This is a genomic window from Paenibacillus segetis (assembly GCF_014639155.1).
Classification (GTDB): Bacteria; Bacillota; Bacilli; order Paenibacillales; family Paenibacillaceae; genus Fontibacillus; species Fontibacillus segetis.
Map to the genome: position 1 here is coordinate 12,343 of NZ_BMFT01000008.1, position 20,723 is coordinate 33,065.

Below are 20,723 nucleotides of genomic sequence, written 5' to 3' on the forward strand. Positions count from 1 at the left end.
TCTATCAAGTAGTATGTCTAAACAACCATTGTTTCCAAGTTGCGATGTTGTTATACCACACTAAAGGCGGCTTCATTAAACACGGCGACGTTTCGGAGGACGGCAACCGTTATGAGGAATTGGAGTAACGTCTTTGATCACGTTAACTTCCAGACCAGCCGCTTGCAAGGAACGGATAGCGGCTTCACGGCCTGCTCCAGGTCCTTTAACCATAACTTCAACGGTTTTCATGCCATGTTCCATTGCAGCTTTAGCAGCAGTTTCTGCAGCCATTTGAGCAGCAAATGGAGTTGATTTACGGGAACCTTTAAATCCTTGTCCGCCGGAGCTAGCCCAAGAAATTGCATTACCATGCGGATCCGTAATTGTAACGATTGTATTGTTGAAGGTGGAGCGGATATGTGCCACACCCGATTCAATATTTTTACGGTCGCGACGTTTAGTACGTACGACTTTTTTCGGTTTAGCCATTGTCTGTTATCCCCCCTTCTTATTTCTTCTTGTTCGCTACAGTACGACGAGGACCCTTACGAGTACGGGCATTAGTCTTCGTACGTTGTCCGCGAACAGGCAGACCGCGACGATGACGCACTCCACGGTAGCAGCCAATTTCGATCAAACGTTTAATATTTAAGGAAATTTCACGACGAAGGTCGCCTTCAACTTTGACTTCTTTGTCGATCGTTTCGCGTAGTTTGCTAACCTCATCTTCCGTCAAATCACGAACACGAGTGTCATGATTGATGCCTGTCAATTTCAGGATTTTCTGAGAAGTCGTTTTACCGATTCCGAAAATGTAAGTTAAGGCGATCTCAACGCGTTTATCACGTGGCAAATCCACACCAGCTATACGTGCCATTTTACGCTACACCCCCTTCTTTAACCTTGTTTTTGTTTATGCTTTGGATTTTCACAAATCACCATAACATTGCCTTTGCGACGAATGACTTTGCATTTTTCGCACATAGGCTTCACAGAAGGTCTTACCTTCATGTTGATTACCTCCTTAAAGTTTTGCGAAGCAAAACCCTCTTCGTAAGGATAAACTAAGTTTTACAATCGTAAAACTGAATTCATAAGTGTCAATTCTACACTTTGCGAAGCATAAGTCTACCTGCAAACAATTACTCAACCCGAATATCATATCATAAATTTACTGTAAATGATATGGCAATCGAATACAGAATCTATTTACGGTAAGTGATACGACCTTTTGTAAGATCATATGGTGATAATTGAATGACTACCTTATCTCCAGTCAGGATACGAATAAAGTGCATCCGTAATTTACCAGAAACATGAGCGAGAATTTGATGACCATTCTCTAACTCAACTTTAAATGTAGCATTCGGTAGCGGTTCGATAACCGTACCTTCGACTTCAATGACATCTTCCTTAGCCACAGTCAGTCTCCTTTCTTTTCAGCATTTATATTGGCGGATTCCACATAGGCAATCACTGCATGACGCAGCTTAGCATTTGTTACTCGCCCGCTTTCTTGCAAACTATGAACAACCTCGCTGCTGATGATTGGCTGAAGTTCTAAATGCTGTATGTTTTTACGTTTTGGCTGATCAAACTTTCGTTTGGCCCCATCTACTATCATAACGAACTTGTCGTCAATAATTTCGATGATTACGTAAAAAGATCCGGCATCTTTTCCTTTCAGAACTTTCACAATCTGCCCAATCTGTACATCTGAACAATGTTTCATGTCCATCACCTATTGATCCAGCTTTGTGAAAATTTCCATGCCGTCTGGAGTAACTGCTACTGTATGCTCGAAGTGAGCACAGAGTGAACCATCAACCGTAACGACCGTCCAATTATCTTCAAGCGTTCTAACATACCGTTTTCCGACGTTAACCATCGGTTCAATCGCAAGTACCATTCCTGGTTTCAGGCGTGGTCCACGATCCGGCGTGCCGTAGTTCGGAATTTGCGGTTCTTCGTGAAGTTTCGATCCAATGCCGTGACCGACATATTCTCGAACAACGGAGTAACCCGCATTTTCGATGTATTGCTGAATAGCATGCGAGACAGTGAACAAACGGACATCAGGCTTGACGAGCGCAAGACCAGCAAATAGTGATCCTTCAGTGACTTCTAGAAGCCGTTTAGCCTCATCTGAAATCTTGCCGACTGGATACGTCCACGCCGAATCTCCGTGAAATCCACGATACTCCGCGCCGATATCAATACTGATAATGTCGCCTTCATTCAATTTGCGTTTGCCGGGAAATCCATGTACCAACTCTTCGTTGACCGAAGCACAAATGCTGTAAGGGAAACCGTTGTAATCTTTAAAAGAAGGCACAGCGCCTTGACTACGAATGTACTTATCGGCGATTTGATCGAGTTCCCCCGTCGTAATTCCTGGCTCAATCGATTGCGCCATGAGCCTGTGCGTTTCCGCCACGATTCGCCCTGCTTCTCTCATAAAGCCTAGTTCCGTTTCGGATTTACAAATGATCATTACACCTAACCTCGCAGTAAGGATACGATTTCTTGCGATACCGTACCGATTTCCTGTTCTCCATCAACTTCACGTAGCAGCCCCTTTTCATTGTAAAACTTGAGCAGAGGTGCAGTTTTGTTGATGTATTCATCCAAACGAATGCCTACGCTCTCTTCGTTATCATCAGAGCGTTGGTACAACTCGCCACCGCATTTATCACAAAGACCTTCTTGCCCCGGAGGATTAAAGATCACATGATACGTGGCTCCGCAGGACTTGCATATCCGGCGTCCAGTTAGACGCGCGAGTAGCTTGTTCCGGTCCACTTTCAGGTTAATGACATGCTCCAGTTTGCGATCCAATTCACCAAGCAATTCCTCCAGCGATTCCGCTTGCGAAAGGGTTCTTGGAAAACCATCCAATAAGAAACCTTTTTCGCAATCGGACTGCTGCAGGCGCTCACGAACGATGCCAACTGTTACATCATCAGGCACCAGAAGGCCTTGATCGATATACTCTTTAGCTTTTATCCCAACGGGAGTTCCCTCTTTGATCGCCATGCGAAATGCATCGCCAGTGGAGATATGAGGAATGCCAAATTCGTTAACGATGACCTCAGCTTGTGTTCCTTTTCCTGCTCCAGGAGGCCCCATGAATAAAATGTTCATGTCTATCACTCCCTCCAAGCTAACTCAACTACAAGAAACAGAACAACAGGCACCAGGCAAGTTCAACTACCTGGAACCTATCGCCTATTTATTAATGAAACCTTTATAATGACGCTTAATCAACTGTCCTTCAATTGTCTTCATCGTATCAAGTGCAACACCGATAACGATTAGGATCGAAGTACCACCGATTTGTACTGACTGCGGCAAACCAGCCAAAGCACCCAGCCCAACCGGGAGAATCGAAACAACTGCAAGGAAGATGGCGCCAGTCATCGTCAAACGAGTGAGTACCCGTGTCAGATAAGTAGCTGTTGCTTTCCCTGGACGAATCCCAGGAATGTAACCGCCATTTTTCTTCATATTATCAGCCATCTGCTGTGGATTCATCTGCACAAAAGTGTAGAAGAATGTAAAGCCGACGATCATAAGAACATAAAGTAACATCCCGAGAGGTTTCGTATGCGACAAGTTCGTTCCGACCCACTTAGCCCAACCATGTGTCGCCCAGAAATTAGCGATAATTACTGGGAACTGCAATAGGGAGGATGCAAAGATAACCGGAATAACGCCTGCTGCATTGATCTTCAATGGGATATGCGTATTCTGACCACCATACATTTTGTTTCCAACAACACGTTTTGCATACTGTACCGGAATTTTCCGAATCGCCTGTTGGATGTAAATAACACCAATGATGATTAGTACCACCACGATGAAGATAGCCAAAAATTTAACTACATTCATGAAAGCTTGATTTTCAACGATAAAATCGGATTTAGCAATGCTTTGAATCATCGTAGGGAAACCTGCGACGATCCCCGCAAAGATAATTAACGAAATACCATTTCCAATCCCTTTTTCCGTAATTTGCTCACCGAGCCACATTAAGAACGATGTACCTGCAGTCAGTACAATAGCGATAACAGCATAATCCGCAAATGTTGCATTTGGAATCATTTCAGTGCTGTAAAGGCGATTGAAACCGTATGAAGTAGCAAAGGCTTGAATGATAGCCAAGATCACTGTGCCGTAGCGAGTGACTTGAGCCATCTTCTTCTTACCATGTTCCCCCTGTTTAGCCCATTCCGCAAATTTCGGAATAACATCCATAGAAAGGAGTTGTACGATGATCGATGCCGTGATATAAGGCATAATCCCCAGAGCGAAGATGGAGAAATTCTTCAATGCTCCGCCTGAGAATGTGTTGAATAACCCTAGTAAACCATTTTCTGGACCTGTAGTTGATTGAAACACTGCTGCATTAACTCCCGGAACCGGAACAAAAGTACCGATCCGGAAAATAATGAAGATAAACAGTGTGAATCCAATACGATTGCGCAGATCCTTGACATGCCATATGTTCTTAATGGTTTTAAACATTAGATCACCTCGGTTTTACCGCCGGCAGCCTGAATTTTATCTACCGCGGATTGGGAGAACTTATTCGCTTTAACTGTCAATTTGACAGTAACTTCACCGTTGCCAAGAATCTTGATACCGCTCTTTGCGTTCTTCACGATTCCTTGCTCAGCCAACAGTTCAGGAGTTACTTCCGTATCCGCCGCAAAGTTGTTAAGTTCCTCGATGTTAACGATCGCATACTCTTTCCGCGTTGGATTGACAAATCCACGTTTTGGCAAGCGACGATACAATGGATTTTGTCCGCCTTCGAAGCCTGGACGTACACCACCGCCGGAACGAGAATTTTGACCTTTATGGCCACGACCTGATGTTTTACCCGTACCGCTACCTGTACCACGACCAACGCGTTTGCGTTCTTTGCGGGATCCAGGAGCTGGGGAAAGCTCATGTAGTTTCATCGTTCGTTGCACCTCCTTATTTATTGTTAGACTAGCATAGTTGATTATTCTTGAATTTCTTGAACAGATACCAAGTGGTTAACATGATTAACCATGCCGCGAATAGCAGCATTGTCATTATGAACCGCAGTATCGTTGATTTTGCGAAGCCCCAAAGTTTTCACGGTTGTACGTTGGGTCTCCGGACGACCGATCAAACTACGCACGAGGGTAATTTGCAGTTTAGCCATGAGATTGCCTCCTTAACCGAGAAGTTCTTCGACGGATTTACCGCGTAATTTCGCCACATCTTCAGCGCGTTTCAGACGGGACAAGCCCTCTAAAGTTGCGTTGACCATGTTGATGGAATTCGAAGAACCTAGGGATTTTGTTAAAATGTCGCCTACACCAGCCAATTCTAGAACTGCACGAACTGGACCACCAGCGATAACTCCAGTACCTTCAGAAGCTGGCTTCAAAAGTACACGGCCAGCACCAAAGTGTCCGATCACTTGGTGAGGAATAGTTGTTCCTACTAGAGGAACGAACACAAGATTTTTCTTAGCATCTTCAATTCCTTTGCGGATTGCATCAGGAACTTCGCCTGCTTTACCGATACCAGCGCCAACCCAGCCTTTGCCGTCACCGACAACGACGAGTGCGCTAAAGCTGAAACGGCGTCCGCCCTTAACTACTTTAGCTACGCGGTTAATATTTACAACTCTTTCAGTTAGTTCTAAAGCGTTCGGATCTACACGCAAGTCGTTAACCTCCTTTTAGAAAATATCTTAGAACTCAAGGCCAGCTTCGCGAGCTGCATCAGCAAGTGCCTGAATTCGTCCATGGTACAAGTAGCCTCCGCGGTCAAACACGACGTTCTTAACGCCTTTGCCTTCCGCACGTTTTGCGATAAGTTCGCCAACTTTGCGAGCTGCTTCAACATTGCTTCCGCTAGTCAAACCTTCGCTAAGTTCTTTATCCACTGTCGAAGCGGAAACGATAGTTACACCTGCCACATCATCGATCAATTGTGCATAGATATGTTTGGAAGAACGGTATACGTTAAGTCTTGGACGAAGTGCCGTTCCTTGAATTTTTCTCCGTACACGCAAATGTCTTTTCAGACGGGCTTTGTTTTTATCCGGTTTTGTAATCATGACTTCCATTTCACTCCTTTCGGTTTACCATAACAAGCATTTCAATTCAAGACGCCAAAAGGATGGCTCCGTTAAGAAGAGGTTTATTTCTTCTTACCGGCTTTACCTTCCTTACGAATGATGCGTTCGCCTTCATACTTGATCCCTTTACCTTTGTAAGGTTCAGGTGCGCGAACAGAACGAATTTTCGCAGCGTATTCACCTACGCGCTCTTTATTAATTCCGTTAACGATGATCTTTGTATTCGTAGGCACTTCAAATTCGATGCCTGGTTCTGGAGTGATCTCCACTGGGTGAGAATATCCTACGTTGAGTACGAGTTTGTCGCCGGATTTACTTGCACGATATCCGACCCCAACCAACTCAAGTGTTCTGGAGAAACCTTCGGTTACTCCACTCACCATGTTGTTCACTACACTACGTGTAGTACCGTGTAGGGAACGATGTAATTTATTATCTGAAGGACGCTCAACGGTAATCAGATTTTCTTCAACTGTTACCTTGATGTCTTTATGAAGCTCACGAGTTAAGGAACCTTTAGGTCCTTTTACTGTAATTACGGCATTATCAAGTGTGATACTCACACCACTTGGTACTGTAATTGGTTTGCGACCAATACGGGACATTTATTGCACCTCCTTGTTTTGTGACGTTATTACCAAACGTAACAGACAACTTCGCCGCCAGCTTTGGACTGACGAGCTTCTTTGTCGGTCATGACTCCTTTAGAAGTCGAAATAATCGCGATTCCTAGACCACCGAGGACACGAGGAACTTCATTGCTTTTCGTGTACACGCGAAGGCCCGGTTTACTAATTCTCTTCAAGCCGGTGATAACACGCTCATTGTTTTGTCCGTATTTAAGGAAAATACGAATCATCCCTTGTTTGTTATCATCGATAAATTCTGCATCACGGATAAAACCTTCGCGCTTCAGAATTTCAGCGATTTGCTTTTTAATCGTTGAAGCAGGCATTTCTACTGTTTCGTGACGAACCGTATTGGCGTTACGAATACGAGTTAGCATGTCTGCAATTGGATCTGACATAGTCATTCGTGTAAACCTCCTTCCCGTTGTTGATTGTTTACCAGCTTGCTTTTTTCACGCCAGGAATCTGGCCTTTATAAGCTAATTCACGGAAACAAATTCTGCATATTTTAAACTTTTGCAGTACCGAATGTGGGCGACCACAACGTTCGCAACGGGTATATGCCCGTACTTTGAATTTCGGCGTGCGTTGTTGTTTAACTTTCATCGAAGTTTTTGCCACTTAGCCTGACACCTCCTAAATAGTTTCGGAGAATTAATGAACGACTTGTTATTTCGCGAAAGGCATACCTAGAGCGGTTAGCAATTCACGAGACTCTTCATCGGTTTTGGCTGTCGTTACAAGAACGATATCCATACCGCGTACTTTATCAACTTGATCATACTCGATCTCAGGGAAGATTAATTGTTCCTTGAGGCCAAGTGTATAGTTTCCACGTCCGTCGAATGCTTTCGTCGATACACCGTGGAAGTCACGTACACGCGGAAGCGTTACGTTGAACAATTTGTCGAGGAAATGATACATGCGTTCGCCGCGAAGTGTTACTTTAACACCGATCGGCATGTTCTCACGAAGTTTAAATCCAGCGATGGATTTCTTAGCGCGAGTGATTACCGGTTTTTGTCCGGCGATCAATTGCATGTCATTTACTGCAGCATCCAACACTTTAGAGTTGGCAACAGCGTCACCCACACCCATGTTGATTACTACTTTCTCGATTTTAGGCACTTGCATAATTGTCGTATAGTTGAATTTTTGAATCAAAGCAGGTGTCACTTCGTTCAAAAAGCGTTCTTTCAATCTTGCTGCCATGAATCATGGACCTCCTTTCATAACGTTTCTGGATTAGTCGATTGCTTCTCCGGATTTTTTAGCGATACGTACTTTCTTGCCGTTATCCAACACTTTGTAACCGATACGGGTTACTTTTCCGCTCTTTGGATCAACGTGCATTACGTTCGATACATGAATCGGAGCTTCTTTCTCGATAATGCCGCCTTGTGGGTTTAGTTGATTAGGTTTTTGATGTTTCTTAACCATATTTACGCCTTCCACAAGCACACGGTTTTCACGAGGATAAGCAGCGATGACGCGGCCCTTTTTACCTTTGTCTTTACCGGTAATCACGATAACCGTATCGTCTTTTTTGACGTGCAACTTATTGTTATGGGATTCAAGAATTTTTTTAAGTCTTGGCATTCTTTACACCTCCTGCTTCAAGGGTTGGTCGTGCTCAAAACACGACTATATCGTCATCGCCGAAAGGGTTACTTTCGGTGATTAATGTTTAGATAACTTCCGGAGCCAAGGAAACGATTTTCATGAAGTCTCTATCGCGAAGTTCGCGAGCGACAGGTCCGAAAATACGCGTACCACGTGGGCTCTTGTCATCTTTAACAACAACTGCTGCATTCTCATCAAATGCGATGTAAGAACCATCTTTACGGCGAACGGAACGTTTAGTACGAACCACAACCGCTTTGACTACATCACCCTTTTTGACAACGCCGCCTGGTGTTGCTTGTTTGACGGAACAAACGATCAAATCACCAATTTGAGCCGTACGACGTCCAGTACCACCGAGAACGCGGATACACATCAATTCCTTCGCGCCAGAGTTATCGGCTACATGCAAACGTGTAAATGGTTGAATCATGGATATTTCCTCCTTTCGGTTGAGCTACATGCAATTAGATAACTACTGCCACTTCAATGATTTCTGAAAGTCTCCAACGTTTGTCTTTAGACAACGGACGAGTTTCGGTGATTTTAACAACATCTCCGATTTTTGCAGTATTGTTCTCATCATGCGCTTTAAATTTTTTCGTGTATTTAATGCGCTTGTGGTACAAATCATGCTTCTTGTATGTTTCTACAGCTACTACAATGGTTTTATCCATTTTGTCGCTGACGACTTTACCAATTTGCACTTTACGGTTGTTACGTTCGCTCATGGTTAGCCTCCTTCCTGAATTCAGACGCTGCTATACGCGGCGATACTTGATTACATTAGCTAGTAATTCCAAGTACTCTCTCATGTAAAATAGTTTTAGCACGAGCTATTTCTTTCCGCACATCGCGAATGCGAGTCGGGTTATCAAGCTGGCCTGTAGCCAATTGAAAACGGAGATTAAAGAGTTCTTCTTTAAATCCGGCGACTTTTTGTTCAATCTCAGCAGTGGTTAAGTTGCGAAGTTCATTAGCTTTCATTTGCTTCACCACCCAATTCTTCACGTTTCACAAACTTAGTTTTGATTGGCAGTTTGTGAGCAGCAAGACGCATAGCTTCGCGTGCGATTTCCTCAGAAACACCAGCAATTTCAAACATGATCTTGCCTGGTTTCACAACTGCAACCCATTTTTCGACGTTACCTTTACCGCTACCCATCCGAACTTCAAGAGGCTTCTGAGTAATTGGTTTGTCTGGGAAAATTTTAATCCATACTTTACCGCCACGTTTCATGTAACGCGTCATTGCAATACGCGCTGCTTCAATCTGGCGGTTGGTGATCCAAGTTGGCTCAGTAGCTTGCAAACCGAATTCACCGAAGTTCAATTCAGTTCCGCCTTTTGCCATACCTCTCAAACTACCGCGTTGTTGTTTGCGGTGTTTTACACGTTTTGGTACCAACATGATTAGTTGCCTCCTTCCTTAGCAGCTTGCTGCTTCTTAGCCGTCGGAAGAACCTCTCCACGATAGATCCATACTTTTACGCCGATGATACCATAGGTCGTATGAGCTTCAGCTGTACCATAGTCGATATCAGCACGAAGCGTATGAAGCGGAACAGTTCCTTCGCTGTAGCCTTCTGTACGAGCAATTTCAGCACCGCCTACGCGACCGCTGACTGCAGTTTTAATCCCTTTTGCTCCCGAACGCATAGTTCTTTGAATTGCTTGTTTCAACGCACGACGGAAAGAAACACGACGTTCCAATTGTTGTGCAATGCTTTCAGCAACGAGAATAGCATCAAGATCAGGGTGTTTGATTTCAGAAATATTGATGTGAACTTTCTTACCGCCTGCAATTTTAGTAATTGCATTACGCAAGTTTTCAACTTCCGAACCACCTTTACCAATAACCATACCTGGTTTGGCAGTGTGGATCGTCACGTTCACACGATTAGCCGCTCTCTCAATTTCGATATGAGATACCGCGGAGTCTTTTAGTTTGTTTTTCAAGTGCTCACGAATTTTTACGTCCTCCAGCAAAAGATCACCAAAATCTTTGCCTGCGTACCATTTAGATTCCCAATCACGAATAATTCCTATCCGCAATCCGATGGGGTTTACCTTTTGGCCCACACGTTTTCCCTCCTTATTTTTCGGATACCACCAAAGTGATGTGGCTAGTGCGTTTGTTGATACGGCTTGCGCGTCCCATAGCACGTGGACGGAAACGTTTCATTGTTGGTCCTTGGTTTACGAACGCCTCCGTAACAACCAATTTATTTACATCCAAAGAATAGTTGTGTTCAGCATTGGCAATCGCCGAGTTAAGTAGCTTCTCAACGATCGGGGAAGCCGCCTTAGGAGTATGGCGGAGAATCGCGATAGCGTCGCCTACTTGCTTACCACGAATCAAGTCAATAACTAACTTAGCTTTCCGAGGTGCAATGCGAATTGACCTTGCATGTGCTTTTGCTTCCATGTGTGTTACCTCCTTTCAAACGAAGAACTTATAAATTAACGTCTCGTTTTCTTATCATCATCCGTATGACCTTTGTAGGTACGGGTTGGAGCAAATTCGCCCAGTTTGTGTCCGACCATGTCCTCAGTTACATATACAGGAACATGTTTACGACCGTCGTATACACCAAACGTTTGACCAATGAATTGCGGGAAAATTGTGGAGCGACGGGACCAAGTTTTGATCACGACTTTTTTGTTGGACTCACCAACTTCTTCCACTTTCTTCAATAAGTAACCATCGATAAATGGTCCTTTTTTCAGACTGCGACTCATTCTTTTATCCTCCCTTCATTACGCTGCTTGTTTCTGAGCTATATCCGAGCCGGGAAGTGATCCGCAGAGCGGATTACTTCGTGCGGCGACGAACGATATATTTATCAGATGCTTTGCCTTTTTTACGCGTTTTGTAACCAAGAGTCGGTTTACCCCAAGGTGATAATGGAGATTTACGACCGATTGGAGCACGACCTTCACCACCACCGTGAGGGTGATCGTTAGGGTTCATGACAACACCACGTACTTCAGGACGTTGTCCGAGCCAGCGATTACGTCCAGCTTTACCGATCTTCAAAAGTTCGTGGTCTTCGTTACCTACAGAACCGATAGTTGCGCGGCAAACTTTTAGAATCTTACGCATTTCACCTGAAGACAAGCGAACTGTTACGTATTTTTCTTCTTTACCAAGCAATTGTGCTTCAGTACCAGCTGCGCGAACGAGTTGTCCACCTTTTCCTGGTTGAAGTTCGATGTTGTGGATAACTGTACCTACTGGAATATTCTCCATTGGAAGGCAGTTTCCGACTTTGATATCGGAACCAACGCCAGATTCGATTACATCGTCCACTTTAAGACCTTTTGGAGCAATGATGTAACGTTTTTCGCCATCAGCGTAATGAATCAAAGCGATGTTGGAAGTCCGGTTCGGGTCATACTCGATAGTAGCAACGCGGCCTGGAATTCCATCTTTGTTACGTTTGAAGTCGATGATACGATATTTACGTTTGTGTCCACCACCATGGTGACGAACAGTGATTTTACCTTGGTTGTTACGACCAGCTGTTTTACTCAGTGGCGCAAGCAACGATTTCTCCGGCTGATCCGTTGTGATTTCTTCGAAAGTCGACACGGACATGTTACGACGAGCCGGGGATGTCGGTTTATACTTTTTGATTGGCACTATGTTTCCCTCCTTACTTTAGCAATTTTATACCGATTCAAAGAATTCGAGCGGCTTGCTATCAGCTGTCAAAGTTACGAATGCTTTTTTCCATTCCGGTCTGTATCCGAAGTGGCGTCCGTAACGTTTTGGCTTAGCAGGAACACGCAGCGTATTCACATTGCTCACTTTAACATTGAAGATCGCTTCTACAGCTTGCTTGATTTCGGTCTTGTTAGCACGGATATCCACTTCAAAAACATATTTCAGTTCATTCATGTAATCAGCCGTACGTTCCGTAATCACCGGGCGTTTGATAATATCACGAGGATCTTTCATTACGCGAGCACCTCCTCTACCTTCTGAACTGCTTCCTTCGTAATGATCAGTTTGTCGTGTGTTAACACGTCAAGAACACTAATGCCGTCAGCTGCAATGAACTTAACTCCTGGGATGTTACGAGCGGATAGAGCGATAACATCGTCATAGCTATCAGCTACGATCAATGCTTTGCGATCCACTTTCAGGTTGTTCAAGATTGCTGCAAACTCTTTAGTTTTTGGTGCGTTCAAAGTCAACGCATCAAGAACGATAATGTCTTGATCGATCACTTTCGACGAGAGCGCCGATTTGATCGCCAAGCGACGGACTTTCTTAGGCAGTTTGAAAGAATAACTGCGTGGAGTTGGTCCGAACACTGTTCCGCCGCCTACCCATTGCGGGGAGCGAATGGAACCTTGACGAGCACGACCCGTACCTTTTTGTTTCCAAGGTTTACGGCCGCCGCCACGAACTTCGGAGCGTCCTTTTACTTTATGTGTACCAAAGCGCAAGGAAGCGCGTTGCATTACTACTGCATCGTGAAGGACGTGTACATTGGGTTCGATACCGAATACCGCGTCATTCAATTCCACTTCACCTACTTGGCTACCACTAACATTTAAAAGTGCTACTTTTGGCATTTATTGTTCCTCCTTTCTTCAGAAAATTATTTCTTCACCGATTCTTTTACTTTTACAAGACCATTTTTAGGTCCTGGAATTGCGCCTTTAATGAGCAATACATTACGTTCTGCATCTACTCTGATAACTTCAAGGCGTTGGATCGTTACTGTTTCGTGACCCATGTGTCCTGGAAGGCGTTTGCCTTTAGGTACACGGTTCGCTTGGATAGAACCCATGGAACCTGGTCTACGGTGGTAACGCGAGCCGTGAGACATAGGTCCGCGGCTTTGACCCCAACGTTTGATGTTACCTTGGAATCCTTTACCTTTAGAAACACCTGTTACGTCAACAAACTCGCCTTCAGCGAAGATATCAACTTTGACCTCTTGGCCAACTTCATATCCTGCCAAATCAATACCGCGAATTTCGCGAACGTAGCGCTTAGGTGTTGTATTTGCTTTCTTAGCGTGGCCTACTTCAGGTTTGGTTGATCTCTTTTCTTTCTTATCAGAGAAACCGATTTGAATTGCTTCATAACCGTCGTTTTCCACATCTTTCTTTTGCAGAACAACATTGGAGCTGGCCTCAATAACCGTTACAGGAATAACATTCCCTTCGGGGGTAAACACTTGAGTCATTCCGAGTTTTTTCCCTAAGATACCTTTCATGTTGACACCTCTTTTCCTTTACTGATTAGATTACTTTGTGTATTACAATTTAATTTCGATATCTACACCGGACGGCAGGTCCAAGCGCATCAAGGCATCCACAGTTTGTGGAGTCGGGTTCACAATGTCGATAAGACGTTTGTGCGTCCGTTGTTCGAATTGTTCCCGAGAATCCTTGTACTTGTGTACCGCACGGAGAACAGTAATGATTTGTTTCTCAGTTGGAAGCGGAATCGGACCGGATACACCTGCACCCGAACGTTTAGCCGTTTCAACAATTTTCTCTGCGGATTGATCAAGAATTCTGTGGTCGTAAGCTTTCAAACGAATACGAATCTTTTGCTTTGCCATTTTATTCCCTCCTTCTATCGCCCAATTTGGTATCGGACATACTCCGTGAAAATTTTCCAACCACTCTCCCATGGCAAAGGGGCCGGGTGTGTCGGTAACCTCTCACATCATCGCAACGTCACAGAACAACATTCATTATTATAAAGAAAAGTCGGGACAATTGCAACAAAAAGTTGAAAGTTTTTTTGAAGTTTCATTCAAACAATTTATTCCTTCATATATATAGTTAGCTTAGCGAGACCTTTTCGGTTTGGCTTGATTGGTTTGGTCATGAAAAAATAAAATGAACCCCTAATTTTACAGCATCCTGGGGTTCACTCGTTTTTATATTAAAGTTTCTTCTATATATATATGAATTACATTATTATAGCTCAGATGATACCTTATTCAGCCGTTCTGCAGATGCTGCGACTTCTGAGGTCGAGGAACCGATGCCTTTAATCGTGTCGATCAGCTCACTGATCTGTTCTTCTACTACAATAATTTCGTCAGCGCTGCTCTGCATGGTACTTAATATATGAAGAAACACTTCATTGGTTGCTTCTGATTGTACTTTCCCATTTTGGGCTAACTTACGGACCTCTTCAATAGCCTGTACCACTTGAGTCGTAATCGCAACCGACTGTTTAATCAATCCTTCAATTTGAGTTACCGTATCCTTTGTATGTTCTGACAACTTGCTTACTTCATGAGCAACGACCGCAAAACCTTTACCTTGTTCCCCAACATGTGCTGCTTCAATTGTAGCATTCAATGATAGTAATTTGATTTGACTTGCGATCCCCGACACGGTATCCACAATATTCTGTATTTTTTCTGAAGAAGCATCTAATTGACTTACAGATTCATTCATCATACTTGTTCGTACGTTTATACTTCCAATACGCTCATTAAGTTCATGCAGATGATTTCGTCCTGCCTCCGCTAATCGTTGCGACTCTTCTGCTGTATATACAGATCTCTTTATAGCCTCGCTTACTTCATGACTACTTGCCACTAGTTCCTCAACTGCAGCATTTGTGTCCAAACTTAATTCTTCTAATCCTTCGCTAAATATCGTGATTTTCCCTTTGAGTTCATTTTTTACAATTTCATATTGTTGCTCTTTTTCATATAAATTCTCTCTTTCATACGCCTCTAACACGAGTTGCTGTTCAAGGCTTAGAAGCTTACTAGTTGTCTTGATCATGTGCAAACGCCAGTGCTCATCCTGAATATCATCATAAATAACCTTTAAAAAGGCATTTTGCAAATTTTGAAAAGCAGAAAGATACCACTTCGGTTCAAGCCCAACCTTCTTATGAACTTTCGCAATCTTCAATCTTTTTGCAATAAACTCCTGATCTATATTACCACTGAACATATCCAACAAATGTTCTTGTAAGGTTGCTTTTAAACGCTCAACCGAACTATATTTAACAATGATTTCTTGCAATTTAGGGACATCAAGTACAGATTGATAGAAGGTGTTGGTTATCCAATCAATTCTCTTTTCAATGAGAGGCTTCATTCGGTGCAAAAGCTCAATATCATTTTCACTCAAATCGATCATCCGCAGTTGCTCAGTTATTTCCTGTTCACCTTCAATTTTAAGCTGTTTTGACTCTGTATTACTTAAGGAAGAGTTTCCACGCTTGGCTGAACTAGCCTGATCCGATAAATCGGGCTGCGATGTCGACTTGATTAAATTAGAAAAGGGACACTTCATAAAGTGATCAACACTCCTTGTCCGAAGACATATATTTAGTTGTTACAGCACATTATACCTGTGACATTAATCACTGTAAACAAATAATTACCAATCATTCGACATCATTCTATTTTTAATGACAATTCATGTCGACTCGATCTTGTGTCACGACCCTTTTGTAAATTAAACATAAAAAAGAGCTACTCCAAGTCATAAAGACCGGAATAGCTCTTCTTAATAAGGCTGGAAAGCCTATTATTTTTGGATGCTAACTACAGCACCGGATCCAACTGTACGTCCGCCTTCACGAATGGAGAAACGAGTTCCTTCTTCAATCGCGATTGGGGAGATCAGGGAAACTGTAACAGTGATGTTATCACCAGGCATAACCATTTCAGTACCTTCTGGCAGGTTGATGATACCTGTTACGTCAGTTGTACGGAAATAGAATTGTGGACGGTAACCTGTGAAGAAAGGTTTGTGACGTCCGCCTTCTTCTTTAGTCAAAACGTATACTTGTGCAGTAAATTCCGTATGTGGATTAACGGAACCTGGCTTTGCAAGTACTTGACCACGTTCGATTTGGTTACGGTCTACACCACGTAGCAATGCGCCGATGTTGTCGCCCGCTTGTGCGGAATCGAGCAATTTACGGAACATTTCAACGCCTGTAACAACGGATTTTTTAGTATCTTCGTGGATACCCACGATTTCAACTTCTTCTCCGACTTTAACAGTACCACGCTCTACACGGCCTGTAGCAACTGTACCACGACCAGTGATCGAGAATACGTCTTCGACAGGCATAAGGAATGGTTTGTCAACTGGACGTTCAGGAAGTGGGATGTACTCGTCGATTTGTTCGAACATTTCAACGATTTTCTTAGCCCATTCTCCTTCTGGGTTTTGAAGAGCTTCACGAGCGGAACCACGAGTGATCGGAGTGTCGTCGCCTGGGAACTCATATTCGTTGAGAAGGTCGCGAACTTCCATTTCAACCAATTCCAAAAGTTCTTCGTCTTCAACCATGTCGCATTTGTTCAAGAATACGACGATGTAAGGAACACCTACGTTACGGGACAATAGGATGTGCTCACGAGTTTGTGGCATTGGACCGTCAGCTGCGGATACAACCAAGATTGCTCCGTCCATTTGAGCTGCACCAGTGATCATGTTTTTAACATAGTCGGCGTGACCTGGGCAGTCAACGTGTGCGTAGTGACGATTGTTTGTTTCATACTCTACGTGGGAAGTGGAGATTGTGATACCACGCTCACGCTCTTCAGGAGCTTTATCGATTTGATCAAAAGACATTGCAGCACCGCCGTAAGTTTTGGACAATACGGAAGTGATAGCAGCAGTCAGGGTTGTTTTACCATGGTCGACGTGACCGATTGTACCGATGTTAACATGCGGTTTTGTACGTTCATATTTAGCCTTTGCCATTTTAAACAGTTCCTCCTTAAAATATGGATTGTTATGTTAATCTAACCGGACAATTCCTCATAAGAGGGCGTCCGATTAGTAAATACAAAAAATTATTCAGCACCTTTGTGCTTCGATACGATTTCTTCAGCAATGCTCTTAGGCACTTCTTCGTAGTGAGAAAGTTCCATTGAGAACACACCGCGTCCTTGCGTACCAGAACGTAGAGTTGTTGAATATCCGAACATTTCGGACAAAGGTACCTTAGCACGGATAATTTGAGCGCCACCACGAGCGTCCATACCTTCAATCCGTCCACGACGGGAGTTCAACATACCCATAACGTCACCCATGTACTCTTCTGGAACCGTTACTTCAACTTTCATAATCGGCTCAAGGAGTACTGCTTGACATTTGTCTTTAGCAGCTTTCAGTGCCATGGAACCAGCGATTTTAAACGCCATTTCATTGGAATCGACATCATGGTAAGAACCATCTACGATTGTGGCTTTAACGTCAACAAGCGGGAAGCCTGCAAGGACACCATTCTTCATAGATTCTTCAATACCTTGTTGTGCAGGTCCAATATATTCTCTTGGTACTGAACCACCTACGACTTTACTATCGAACTGGTTACCAGAACCTGGTTCCAATGGTTCGAATTCAACCCATACGTGACCGTATTGACCACGACCACCGGATTGACGGACAAATTTACCTTCAACACGTGCAGGCACACGGAATGTTTCACGGTAAGCAACTTGTGGTTTACCCACGTTAGTGTCTACCTTAAACTCACGGCGCATACGGTCGATGATAATATCCAAGTGAAGTTCACCCATACCTGCAAGAATCGTTTGACCGGTTTCTTCATCAGTATGAGCACGTAGTGTAGGATCTTCTTCAGTCAATTTACCCAAAGCAACGCCCATTTTATCTTGGTCGGCTTTTGTCTTAGGTTCAACCGCGATCTCAATAACTGGATCAGGGAAGTTCATTGACTCCAGAATAACTGGTGCTTTCTCATCACATAGTGTATCACCAGTACTCGTATCTTTCAAACCAACTGCTGCTGCGATATCACCACTGTAAACAATGCTGATTTCTTGACGGCTGTTAGCATGCATTTGTAGAATACGGCCGATACGCTCACGTTTGCCCTTCGTTGCATTCAGTACGTACGAACCGGATTCAAGAATCCCTGAGTACACACGGAAGAACGTAAGTTTACCAACGTAAGGGTCTGTCATGATTTTAAATGCAAGCGCCGCGAACGGTTCTTCATCAGAAGAGTGACGTTCTACTTCAGTACCATCATCCAAGTGACCTTGAATACTTGGTACATCGACAGGAGCTGGCAAGTAATCAACAACAGCGTCCAACATCAATTGAACACCTTTATTGCGATATGAGGAGCCACAGATAACAGGGAAAATCTTAACTTCGATAACACCTTTACGTAGAGCTGCTTTGATTTCTTCAACAGAAATCTCTTCACCCTCAAGGTATTTCATTGTTAGATCTTCGTCCAATTCTGCTACTTTCTCGATCAATTCTGCACGAAGTTCGTCAACTTTGTCTTGGAACTCTGCTGGAATATCGGTTTCTTCGATATTTTGTCCCAAATCGTCATGGAAAATATGAGCTCTTTGAGCAACGATATCGATGATACCATCGAAATGGTCTTCTGCACCAATCGGGAACTGAATCGCTACAGCGTTAGCTTGCAAACGATCACGCATGCTCTCGATAACATTCAGGTAGTCAGCACCGATGATGTCCATTTTATTTACATATGCGATCCGAGGAACGCCGTAGCGGTCAGCCTGTCTCCAAACAGTTTCAGACTGAGGCTCAACGCCTTCTTTCGCACTGAAAACGCCAACTGCCCCGTCCAATACACGAAGGGAACGTTCAACTTCAACAGTGAAGTCAACGTGTCCCGGGGTATCGATGATATTTACGCGGTGACCTTTCCAAGCAGCGGTAGTAGCAGCGGAAGTAATCGTAATTCCGCGCTCTTGCTCTTGCTCCATCCAGTCCATTGTTGCAGCACCTTCGTGAACTTCACCGATTTTGTGCGTACGGCCTGTGTAGAACAAGATCCGTTCTGTCGTGGTCGTCTTACCAGCGTCAATATGCGCCATGATCCCAATATTACGTGTATTTTTCAAGGAGAACTCTCTTGCCATGAATGAAGTCTCCCTTCAATATAATCTAAATTAACTAAAGGCTTAATCCTACCAACGGTAGTGAGCAAACGCTTTGTTCGCTTCAGCCATTTTGTGTGTATCTTCACGTTTCTTAACAGAAGCGCCTGTGTTGTTGGATGCGTCGATAATCTCAGCAGCCAAACGTTCTTCCATCGTTTTCTCTCCGCGGTTGCGGGAGTAGTTTACAAGCCAACGTAAACCTAGAGCTGTACGTCTTTCTGGCTTAACTTCGATAGGAACTTGGTAGTTAGCACCGCCGACACGACGAGCTTTAACTTCCAATACTGGCATAATGTTCTTAATTGCTGCTTCAAAAACTTCCATAGGGTCATTACCCGTACGTTCTTGAATCAATTTGAATGCGTTATAAAGGATGCTTTGTGCAACACCGCGTTTGCCGTCGAGCATAATGCGATTGATCAAGCGAGTAACAAGTTTGCTGTTATACACCGGATCCGGCAATACGTCTCTTTTGGTAACTGGACCTTTGCGTGGCATAGTTATCCCCCTTTCAGTAATAGTTCAAGTCTTTAGGCAATTAGCCTAGAATTATTTTTTAACTTTTGGACGTTTAGCACCGTATTTAGAACGAGCTTGCATCCGGTTGTTAACACCTGCAGTATCCAAAGCTCCACGTACGATGTGATAACGTACCCCTGCAAGGTCTTTTACCTTACCGCCACGAATCAAAACAACACTGTGCTCTTGCAAGTTATGTCCGATACCTGGAATGTAAGCTGTCACCTCAAGACGGTTCGTCAAGCGAACACGAGCATATTTACGAAGTGCAGAGTTCGGTTTACGAGGAGTCATTGTGCCTACACGAGTACACACTCCACGTTTTTGAGGAGCACTCAAGTTCGTAGCCTCACGTTTTAGGGCATTAAACCCTCTTTGCAAAGCTGGCGATTTGGATTTGTATACTTTGTCTTGGCGTCCTTTACGTACCAATTGGTTAATAGTTGGCATGTTGTTGCCACCCCCTTCCTCAAGTCTTCATGTTTCTTTACAAACCTCTTAATTAAGCCCACAGACCCAGGCGGTTCATAAAAGAACAAAGGAAAAGTTTTTACCGAAAGGATTTGCCCTATCAGCAAAAACGATTTCTACACTATGGTGTTACAATCGCAACCATCGCTGCCCCAACTTGAATCCCGCAAGCTTTGCCGAGATTATCCATCGTGTCTACGTACGTGACCTTAATGGAATTCTTGTTACATAGGGCAATGACTTTCGATGTAATGCGTGGATCTGCATCTTCAGCTACATAGACCTCTTCGGCCTGTCCTAGCTCTACCATTCGCATGGTTTGCTTGGTGCCGATTTTGACATGAGCGTCCTGTAATCCTTTATCATTAGACATGTTGTCGTCCTCCAAAGCACAGGCATATCCGTTCTCACGCACTTTGACATAATAGCACTTTCTAATAGGCGATGTCAAGAAAATAA

At 43.8% G+C, this 20,723-nt stretch carries 35 protein-coding genes; all 35 read right to left on the bottom strand.

Annotation, left to right across the window (positions count from 1 at the left end; genetic code table 11):
* Nucleotides 1-75: 75 nt before the first annotated feature.
* Nucleotides 76-471, bottom strand: a complete 396-nt coding sequence (rpsK, locus tag IEW05_RS24785) for a 30S ribosomal protein S11 (protein ID WP_188542555.1) — start codon at nucleotides 469-471, stop codon at nucleotides 76-78.
* 19 nt (nucleotides 472-490) lie between these two features.
* The gene (gene rpsM / locus IEW05_RS24790) at nucleotides 491-859 is read right to left on the bottom strand and encodes a 30S ribosomal protein S13 (RefSeq protein WP_127194428.1); all 369 of its coding nucleotides are present in this window, start codon (nucleotides 857-859) and stop codon (nucleotides 491-493) included.
* A 20-nt stretch (nucleotides 860-879) separates the two neighbouring features.
* The gene (gene rpmJ, locus IEW05_RS24795; protein ID WP_037291536.1) at nucleotides 880-993 is read right to left on the bottom strand and encodes a 50S ribosomal protein L36; all 114 of its coding nucleotides are present in this window, start codon (nucleotides 991-993) and stop codon (nucleotides 880-882) included.
* A gap of 194 nt (nucleotides 994-1,187) precedes the next feature.
* The gene (gene infA, locus IEW05_RS24800; RefSeq protein ID WP_028559500.1) at nucleotides 1,188-1,403 is read right to left on the bottom strand and encodes a translation initiation factor IF-1; all 216 of its coding nucleotides are present in this window, start codon (nucleotides 1,401-1,403) and stop codon (nucleotides 1,188-1,190) included.
* 2 nt (nucleotides 1,404-1,405) lie between these two features.
* Nucleotides 1,406-1,714, bottom strand: coding sequence for a hypothetical protein (locus IEW05_RS24805; protein WP_373285863.1), 309 nt, complete (start codon nucleotides 1,712-1,714; stop codon nucleotides 1,406-1,408).
* 9 nt (nucleotides 1,715-1,723) lie between these two features.
* Nucleotides 1,724-2,476 (bottom strand): type I methionyl aminopeptidase, encoded by a 753-nt coding sequence (gene map / locus IEW05_RS24810; RefSeq protein WP_188542557.1) that lies wholly within the window; start codon nucleotides 2,474-2,476, stop codon nucleotides 1,724-1,726.
* Nucleotides 2,477-2,481: 5 nt separating this feature from the next.
* Complete coding sequence (locus tag IEW05_RS24815) at nucleotides 2,482-3,126, bottom strand: adenylate kinase (RefSeq protein ID WP_188542558.1); 645 nt, start codon at nucleotides 3,124-3,126, stop codon at nucleotides 2,482-2,484.
* Between the two features lie 84 nt (nucleotides 3,127-3,210).
* A complete protein-coding gene (gene secY / locus IEW05_RS24820; RefSeq protein ID WP_188542559.1) occupies nucleotides 3,211-4,509 on the bottom strand; it encodes a preprotein translocase subunit SecY in 1,299 nt (432 codons plus the stop codon).
* On the bottom strand, nucleotides 4,509-4,949 hold the full coding sequence (rplO, locus tag IEW05_RS24825; protein ID WP_188542560.1) for a 50S ribosomal protein L15: 441 nt from the start codon (nucleotides 4,947-4,949) through the stop codon (nucleotides 4,509-4,511). Before rplO ends, secY begins: the two co-directional genes overlap by 1 nt.
* Nucleotides 4,950-4,993: 44 nt before the next feature.
* Entirely contained in the window at nucleotides 4,994-5,179 is a 186-nt protein-coding gene (rpmD, locus tag IEW05_RS24830) for a 50S ribosomal protein L30 (protein ID WP_188542561.1), read from the bottom strand.
* Between the two features lie 12 nt (nucleotides 5,180-5,191).
* On the bottom strand, nucleotides 5,192-5,689 hold the full coding sequence (gene rpsE / locus IEW05_RS24835) for a 30S ribosomal protein S5 (RefSeq protein WP_188542562.1): 498 nt from the start codon (nucleotides 5,687-5,689) through the stop codon (nucleotides 5,192-5,194).
* 27 nt (nucleotides 5,690-5,716) lie between these two features.
* On the bottom strand, nucleotides 5,717-6,085 hold the full coding sequence (gene rplR, locus IEW05_RS24840; protein WP_127194421.1) for a 50S ribosomal protein L18: 369 nt from the start codon (nucleotides 6,083-6,085) through the stop codon (nucleotides 5,717-5,719).
* Between the two features lie 83 nt (nucleotides 6,086-6,168).
* Nucleotides 6,169-6,711, bottom strand: coding sequence for a 50S ribosomal protein L6 (gene rplF, locus IEW05_RS24845; protein WP_188542563.1), 543 nt, complete (start codon nucleotides 6,709-6,711; stop codon nucleotides 6,169-6,171).
* A gap of 29 nt (nucleotides 6,712-6,740) precedes the next feature.
* Nucleotides 6,741-7,139: a 30S ribosomal protein S8 gene (gene rpsH / locus IEW05_RS24850; RefSeq protein WP_188542564.1), complete on the bottom strand. Its 399-nt coding sequence runs from the start codon at nucleotides 7,137-7,139 to the stop codon at nucleotides 6,741-6,743.
* A 31-nt stretch (nucleotides 7,140-7,170) separates the two neighbouring features.
* Nucleotides 7,171-7,356 carry a type Z 30S ribosomal protein S14 gene (locus tag IEW05_RS24855; protein ID WP_013312154.1) on the bottom strand — a complete coding sequence of 62 codons (186 nt, stop codon included), beginning with the start codon at nucleotides 7,354-7,356 and terminating at the stop codon, nucleotides 7,171-7,173.
* Nucleotides 7,357-7,404: 48 nt separating this feature from the next.
* A complete protein-coding gene (gene rplE / locus IEW05_RS24860) occupies nucleotides 7,405-7,947 on the bottom strand; it encodes a 50S ribosomal protein L5 (RefSeq protein WP_188542565.1) in 543 nt (180 codons plus the stop codon).
* A gap of 33 nt (nucleotides 7,948-7,980) precedes the next feature.
* The gene (rplX, locus tag IEW05_RS24865) at nucleotides 7,981-8,334 is read right to left on the bottom strand and encodes a 50S ribosomal protein L24 (protein WP_229753754.1); all 354 of its coding nucleotides are present in this window, start codon (nucleotides 8,332-8,334) and stop codon (nucleotides 7,981-7,983) included.
* 88 nt (nucleotides 8,335-8,422) lie between these two features.
* Nucleotides 8,423-8,791, bottom strand: coding sequence for a 50S ribosomal protein L14 (rplN, locus tag IEW05_RS24870; protein WP_091234520.1), 369 nt, complete (start codon nucleotides 8,789-8,791; stop codon nucleotides 8,423-8,425).
* Between the two features lie 34 nt (nucleotides 8,792-8,825).
* Entirely contained in the window at nucleotides 8,826-9,089 is a 264-nt protein-coding gene (rpsQ, locus tag IEW05_RS24875) for a 30S ribosomal protein S17 (RefSeq protein WP_188542566.1), read from the bottom strand.
* A gap of 55 nt (nucleotides 9,090-9,144) precedes the next feature.
* Nucleotides 9,145-9,345 carry a 50S ribosomal protein L29 gene (gene rpmC, locus IEW05_RS24880; RefSeq protein WP_188542567.1) on the bottom strand — a complete coding sequence of 67 codons (201 nt, stop codon included), beginning with the start codon at nucleotides 9,343-9,345 and terminating at the stop codon, nucleotides 9,145-9,147.
* On the bottom strand, nucleotides 9,335-9,769 hold the full coding sequence (rplP, locus tag IEW05_RS24885) for a 50S ribosomal protein L16 (RefSeq protein ID WP_188542568.1): 435 nt from the start codon (nucleotides 9,767-9,769) through the stop codon (nucleotides 9,335-9,337). Before rplP ends, rpmC begins: the two co-directional genes overlap by 11 nt.
* Nucleotides 9,770-9,771: 2 nt before the next feature.
* A complete protein-coding gene (rpsC, locus tag IEW05_RS24890; RefSeq protein WP_188542569.1) occupies nucleotides 9,772-10,440 on the bottom strand; it encodes a 30S ribosomal protein S3 in 669 nt (222 codons plus the stop codon).
* A gap of 13 nt (nucleotides 10,441-10,453) precedes the next feature.
* Complete coding sequence (rplV, locus tag IEW05_RS24895; protein ID WP_188542570.1) at nucleotides 10,454-10,786, bottom strand: 50S ribosomal protein L22; 333 nt, start codon at nucleotides 10,784-10,786, stop codon at nucleotides 10,454-10,456.
* A gap of 35 nt (nucleotides 10,787-10,821) precedes the next feature.
* Nucleotides 10,822-11,100, bottom strand: coding sequence for a 30S ribosomal protein S19 (gene rpsS, locus IEW05_RS24900; RefSeq protein ID WP_188542571.1), 279 nt, complete (start codon nucleotides 11,098-11,100; stop codon nucleotides 10,822-10,824).
* Nucleotides 11,101-11,173: 73 nt separating this feature from the next.
* Entirely contained in the window at nucleotides 11,174-12,004 is an 831-nt protein-coding gene (gene rplB / locus IEW05_RS24905; protein WP_188542572.1) for a 50S ribosomal protein L2, read from the bottom strand.
* Nucleotides 12,005-12,031: 27 nt separating this feature from the next.
* Nucleotides 12,032-12,322, bottom strand: coding sequence for a 50S ribosomal protein L23 (gene rplW / locus IEW05_RS24910; RefSeq protein ID WP_188542573.1), 291 nt, complete (start codon nucleotides 12,320-12,322; stop codon nucleotides 12,032-12,034).
* Complete coding sequence (rplD, locus tag IEW05_RS24915; RefSeq protein WP_188542574.1) at nucleotides 12,322-12,945, bottom strand: 50S ribosomal protein L4; 624 nt, start codon at nucleotides 12,943-12,945, stop codon at nucleotides 12,322-12,324. The genes rplW and rplD overlap by 1 nt, the downstream gene beginning before the upstream one ends.
* Before the next feature lie 26 nt (nucleotides 12,946-12,971).
* Nucleotides 12,972-13,595 carry a 50S ribosomal protein L3 gene (gene rplC / locus IEW05_RS24920; protein ID WP_188542575.1) on the bottom strand — a complete coding sequence of 208 codons (624 nt, stop codon included), beginning with the start codon at nucleotides 13,593-13,595 and terminating at the stop codon, nucleotides 12,972-12,974.
* Nucleotides 13,596-13,637: 42 nt separating this feature from the next.
* Nucleotides 13,638-13,946: a 30S ribosomal protein S10 gene (gene rpsJ / locus IEW05_RS24925; protein ID WP_028609655.1), complete on the bottom strand. Its 309-nt coding sequence runs from the start codon at nucleotides 13,944-13,946 to the stop codon at nucleotides 13,638-13,640.
* A 364-nt stretch (nucleotides 13,947-14,310) separates the two neighbouring features.
* Nucleotides 14,311-15,654, bottom strand: coding sequence for a globin-coupled sensor protein (locus IEW05_RS24930; protein WP_188542576.1), 1,344 nt, complete (start codon nucleotides 15,652-15,654; stop codon nucleotides 14,311-14,313).
* A gap of 237 nt (nucleotides 15,655-15,891) precedes the next feature.
* A complete protein-coding gene (gene tuf, locus IEW05_RS24935; RefSeq protein ID WP_188542577.1) occupies nucleotides 15,892-17,082 on the bottom strand; it encodes an elongation factor Tu in 1,191 nt (396 codons plus the stop codon).
* 92 nt (nucleotides 17,083-17,174) lie between these two features.
* Nucleotides 17,175-19,253 carry an elongation factor G gene (gene fusA / locus IEW05_RS24940; protein WP_188542578.1) on the bottom strand — a complete coding sequence of 693 codons (2,079 nt, stop codon included), beginning with the start codon at nucleotides 19,251-19,253 and terminating at the stop codon, nucleotides 17,175-17,177.
* Between the two features lie 48 nt (nucleotides 19,254-19,301).
* Nucleotides 19,302-19,772 (bottom strand): 30S ribosomal protein S7, encoded by a 471-nt coding sequence (rpsG, locus tag IEW05_RS24945; RefSeq protein ID WP_018753997.1) that lies wholly within the window; start codon nucleotides 19,770-19,772, stop codon nucleotides 19,302-19,304.
* A gap of 51 nt (nucleotides 19,773-19,823) precedes the next feature.
* A complete protein-coding gene (gene rpsL / locus IEW05_RS24950) occupies nucleotides 19,824-20,243 on the bottom strand; it encodes a 30S ribosomal protein S12 (protein WP_188542579.1) in 420 nt (139 codons plus the stop codon).
* Between the two features lie 142 nt (nucleotides 20,244-20,385).
* The gene (locus IEW05_RS24955; RefSeq protein WP_188542580.1) at nucleotides 20,386-20,637 is read right to left on the bottom strand and encodes a ribosomal L7Ae/L30e/S12e/Gadd45 family protein; all 252 of its coding nucleotides are present in this window, start codon (nucleotides 20,635-20,637) and stop codon (nucleotides 20,386-20,388) included.
* Nucleotides 20,638-20,723: the final 86 nt, after the last annotated feature.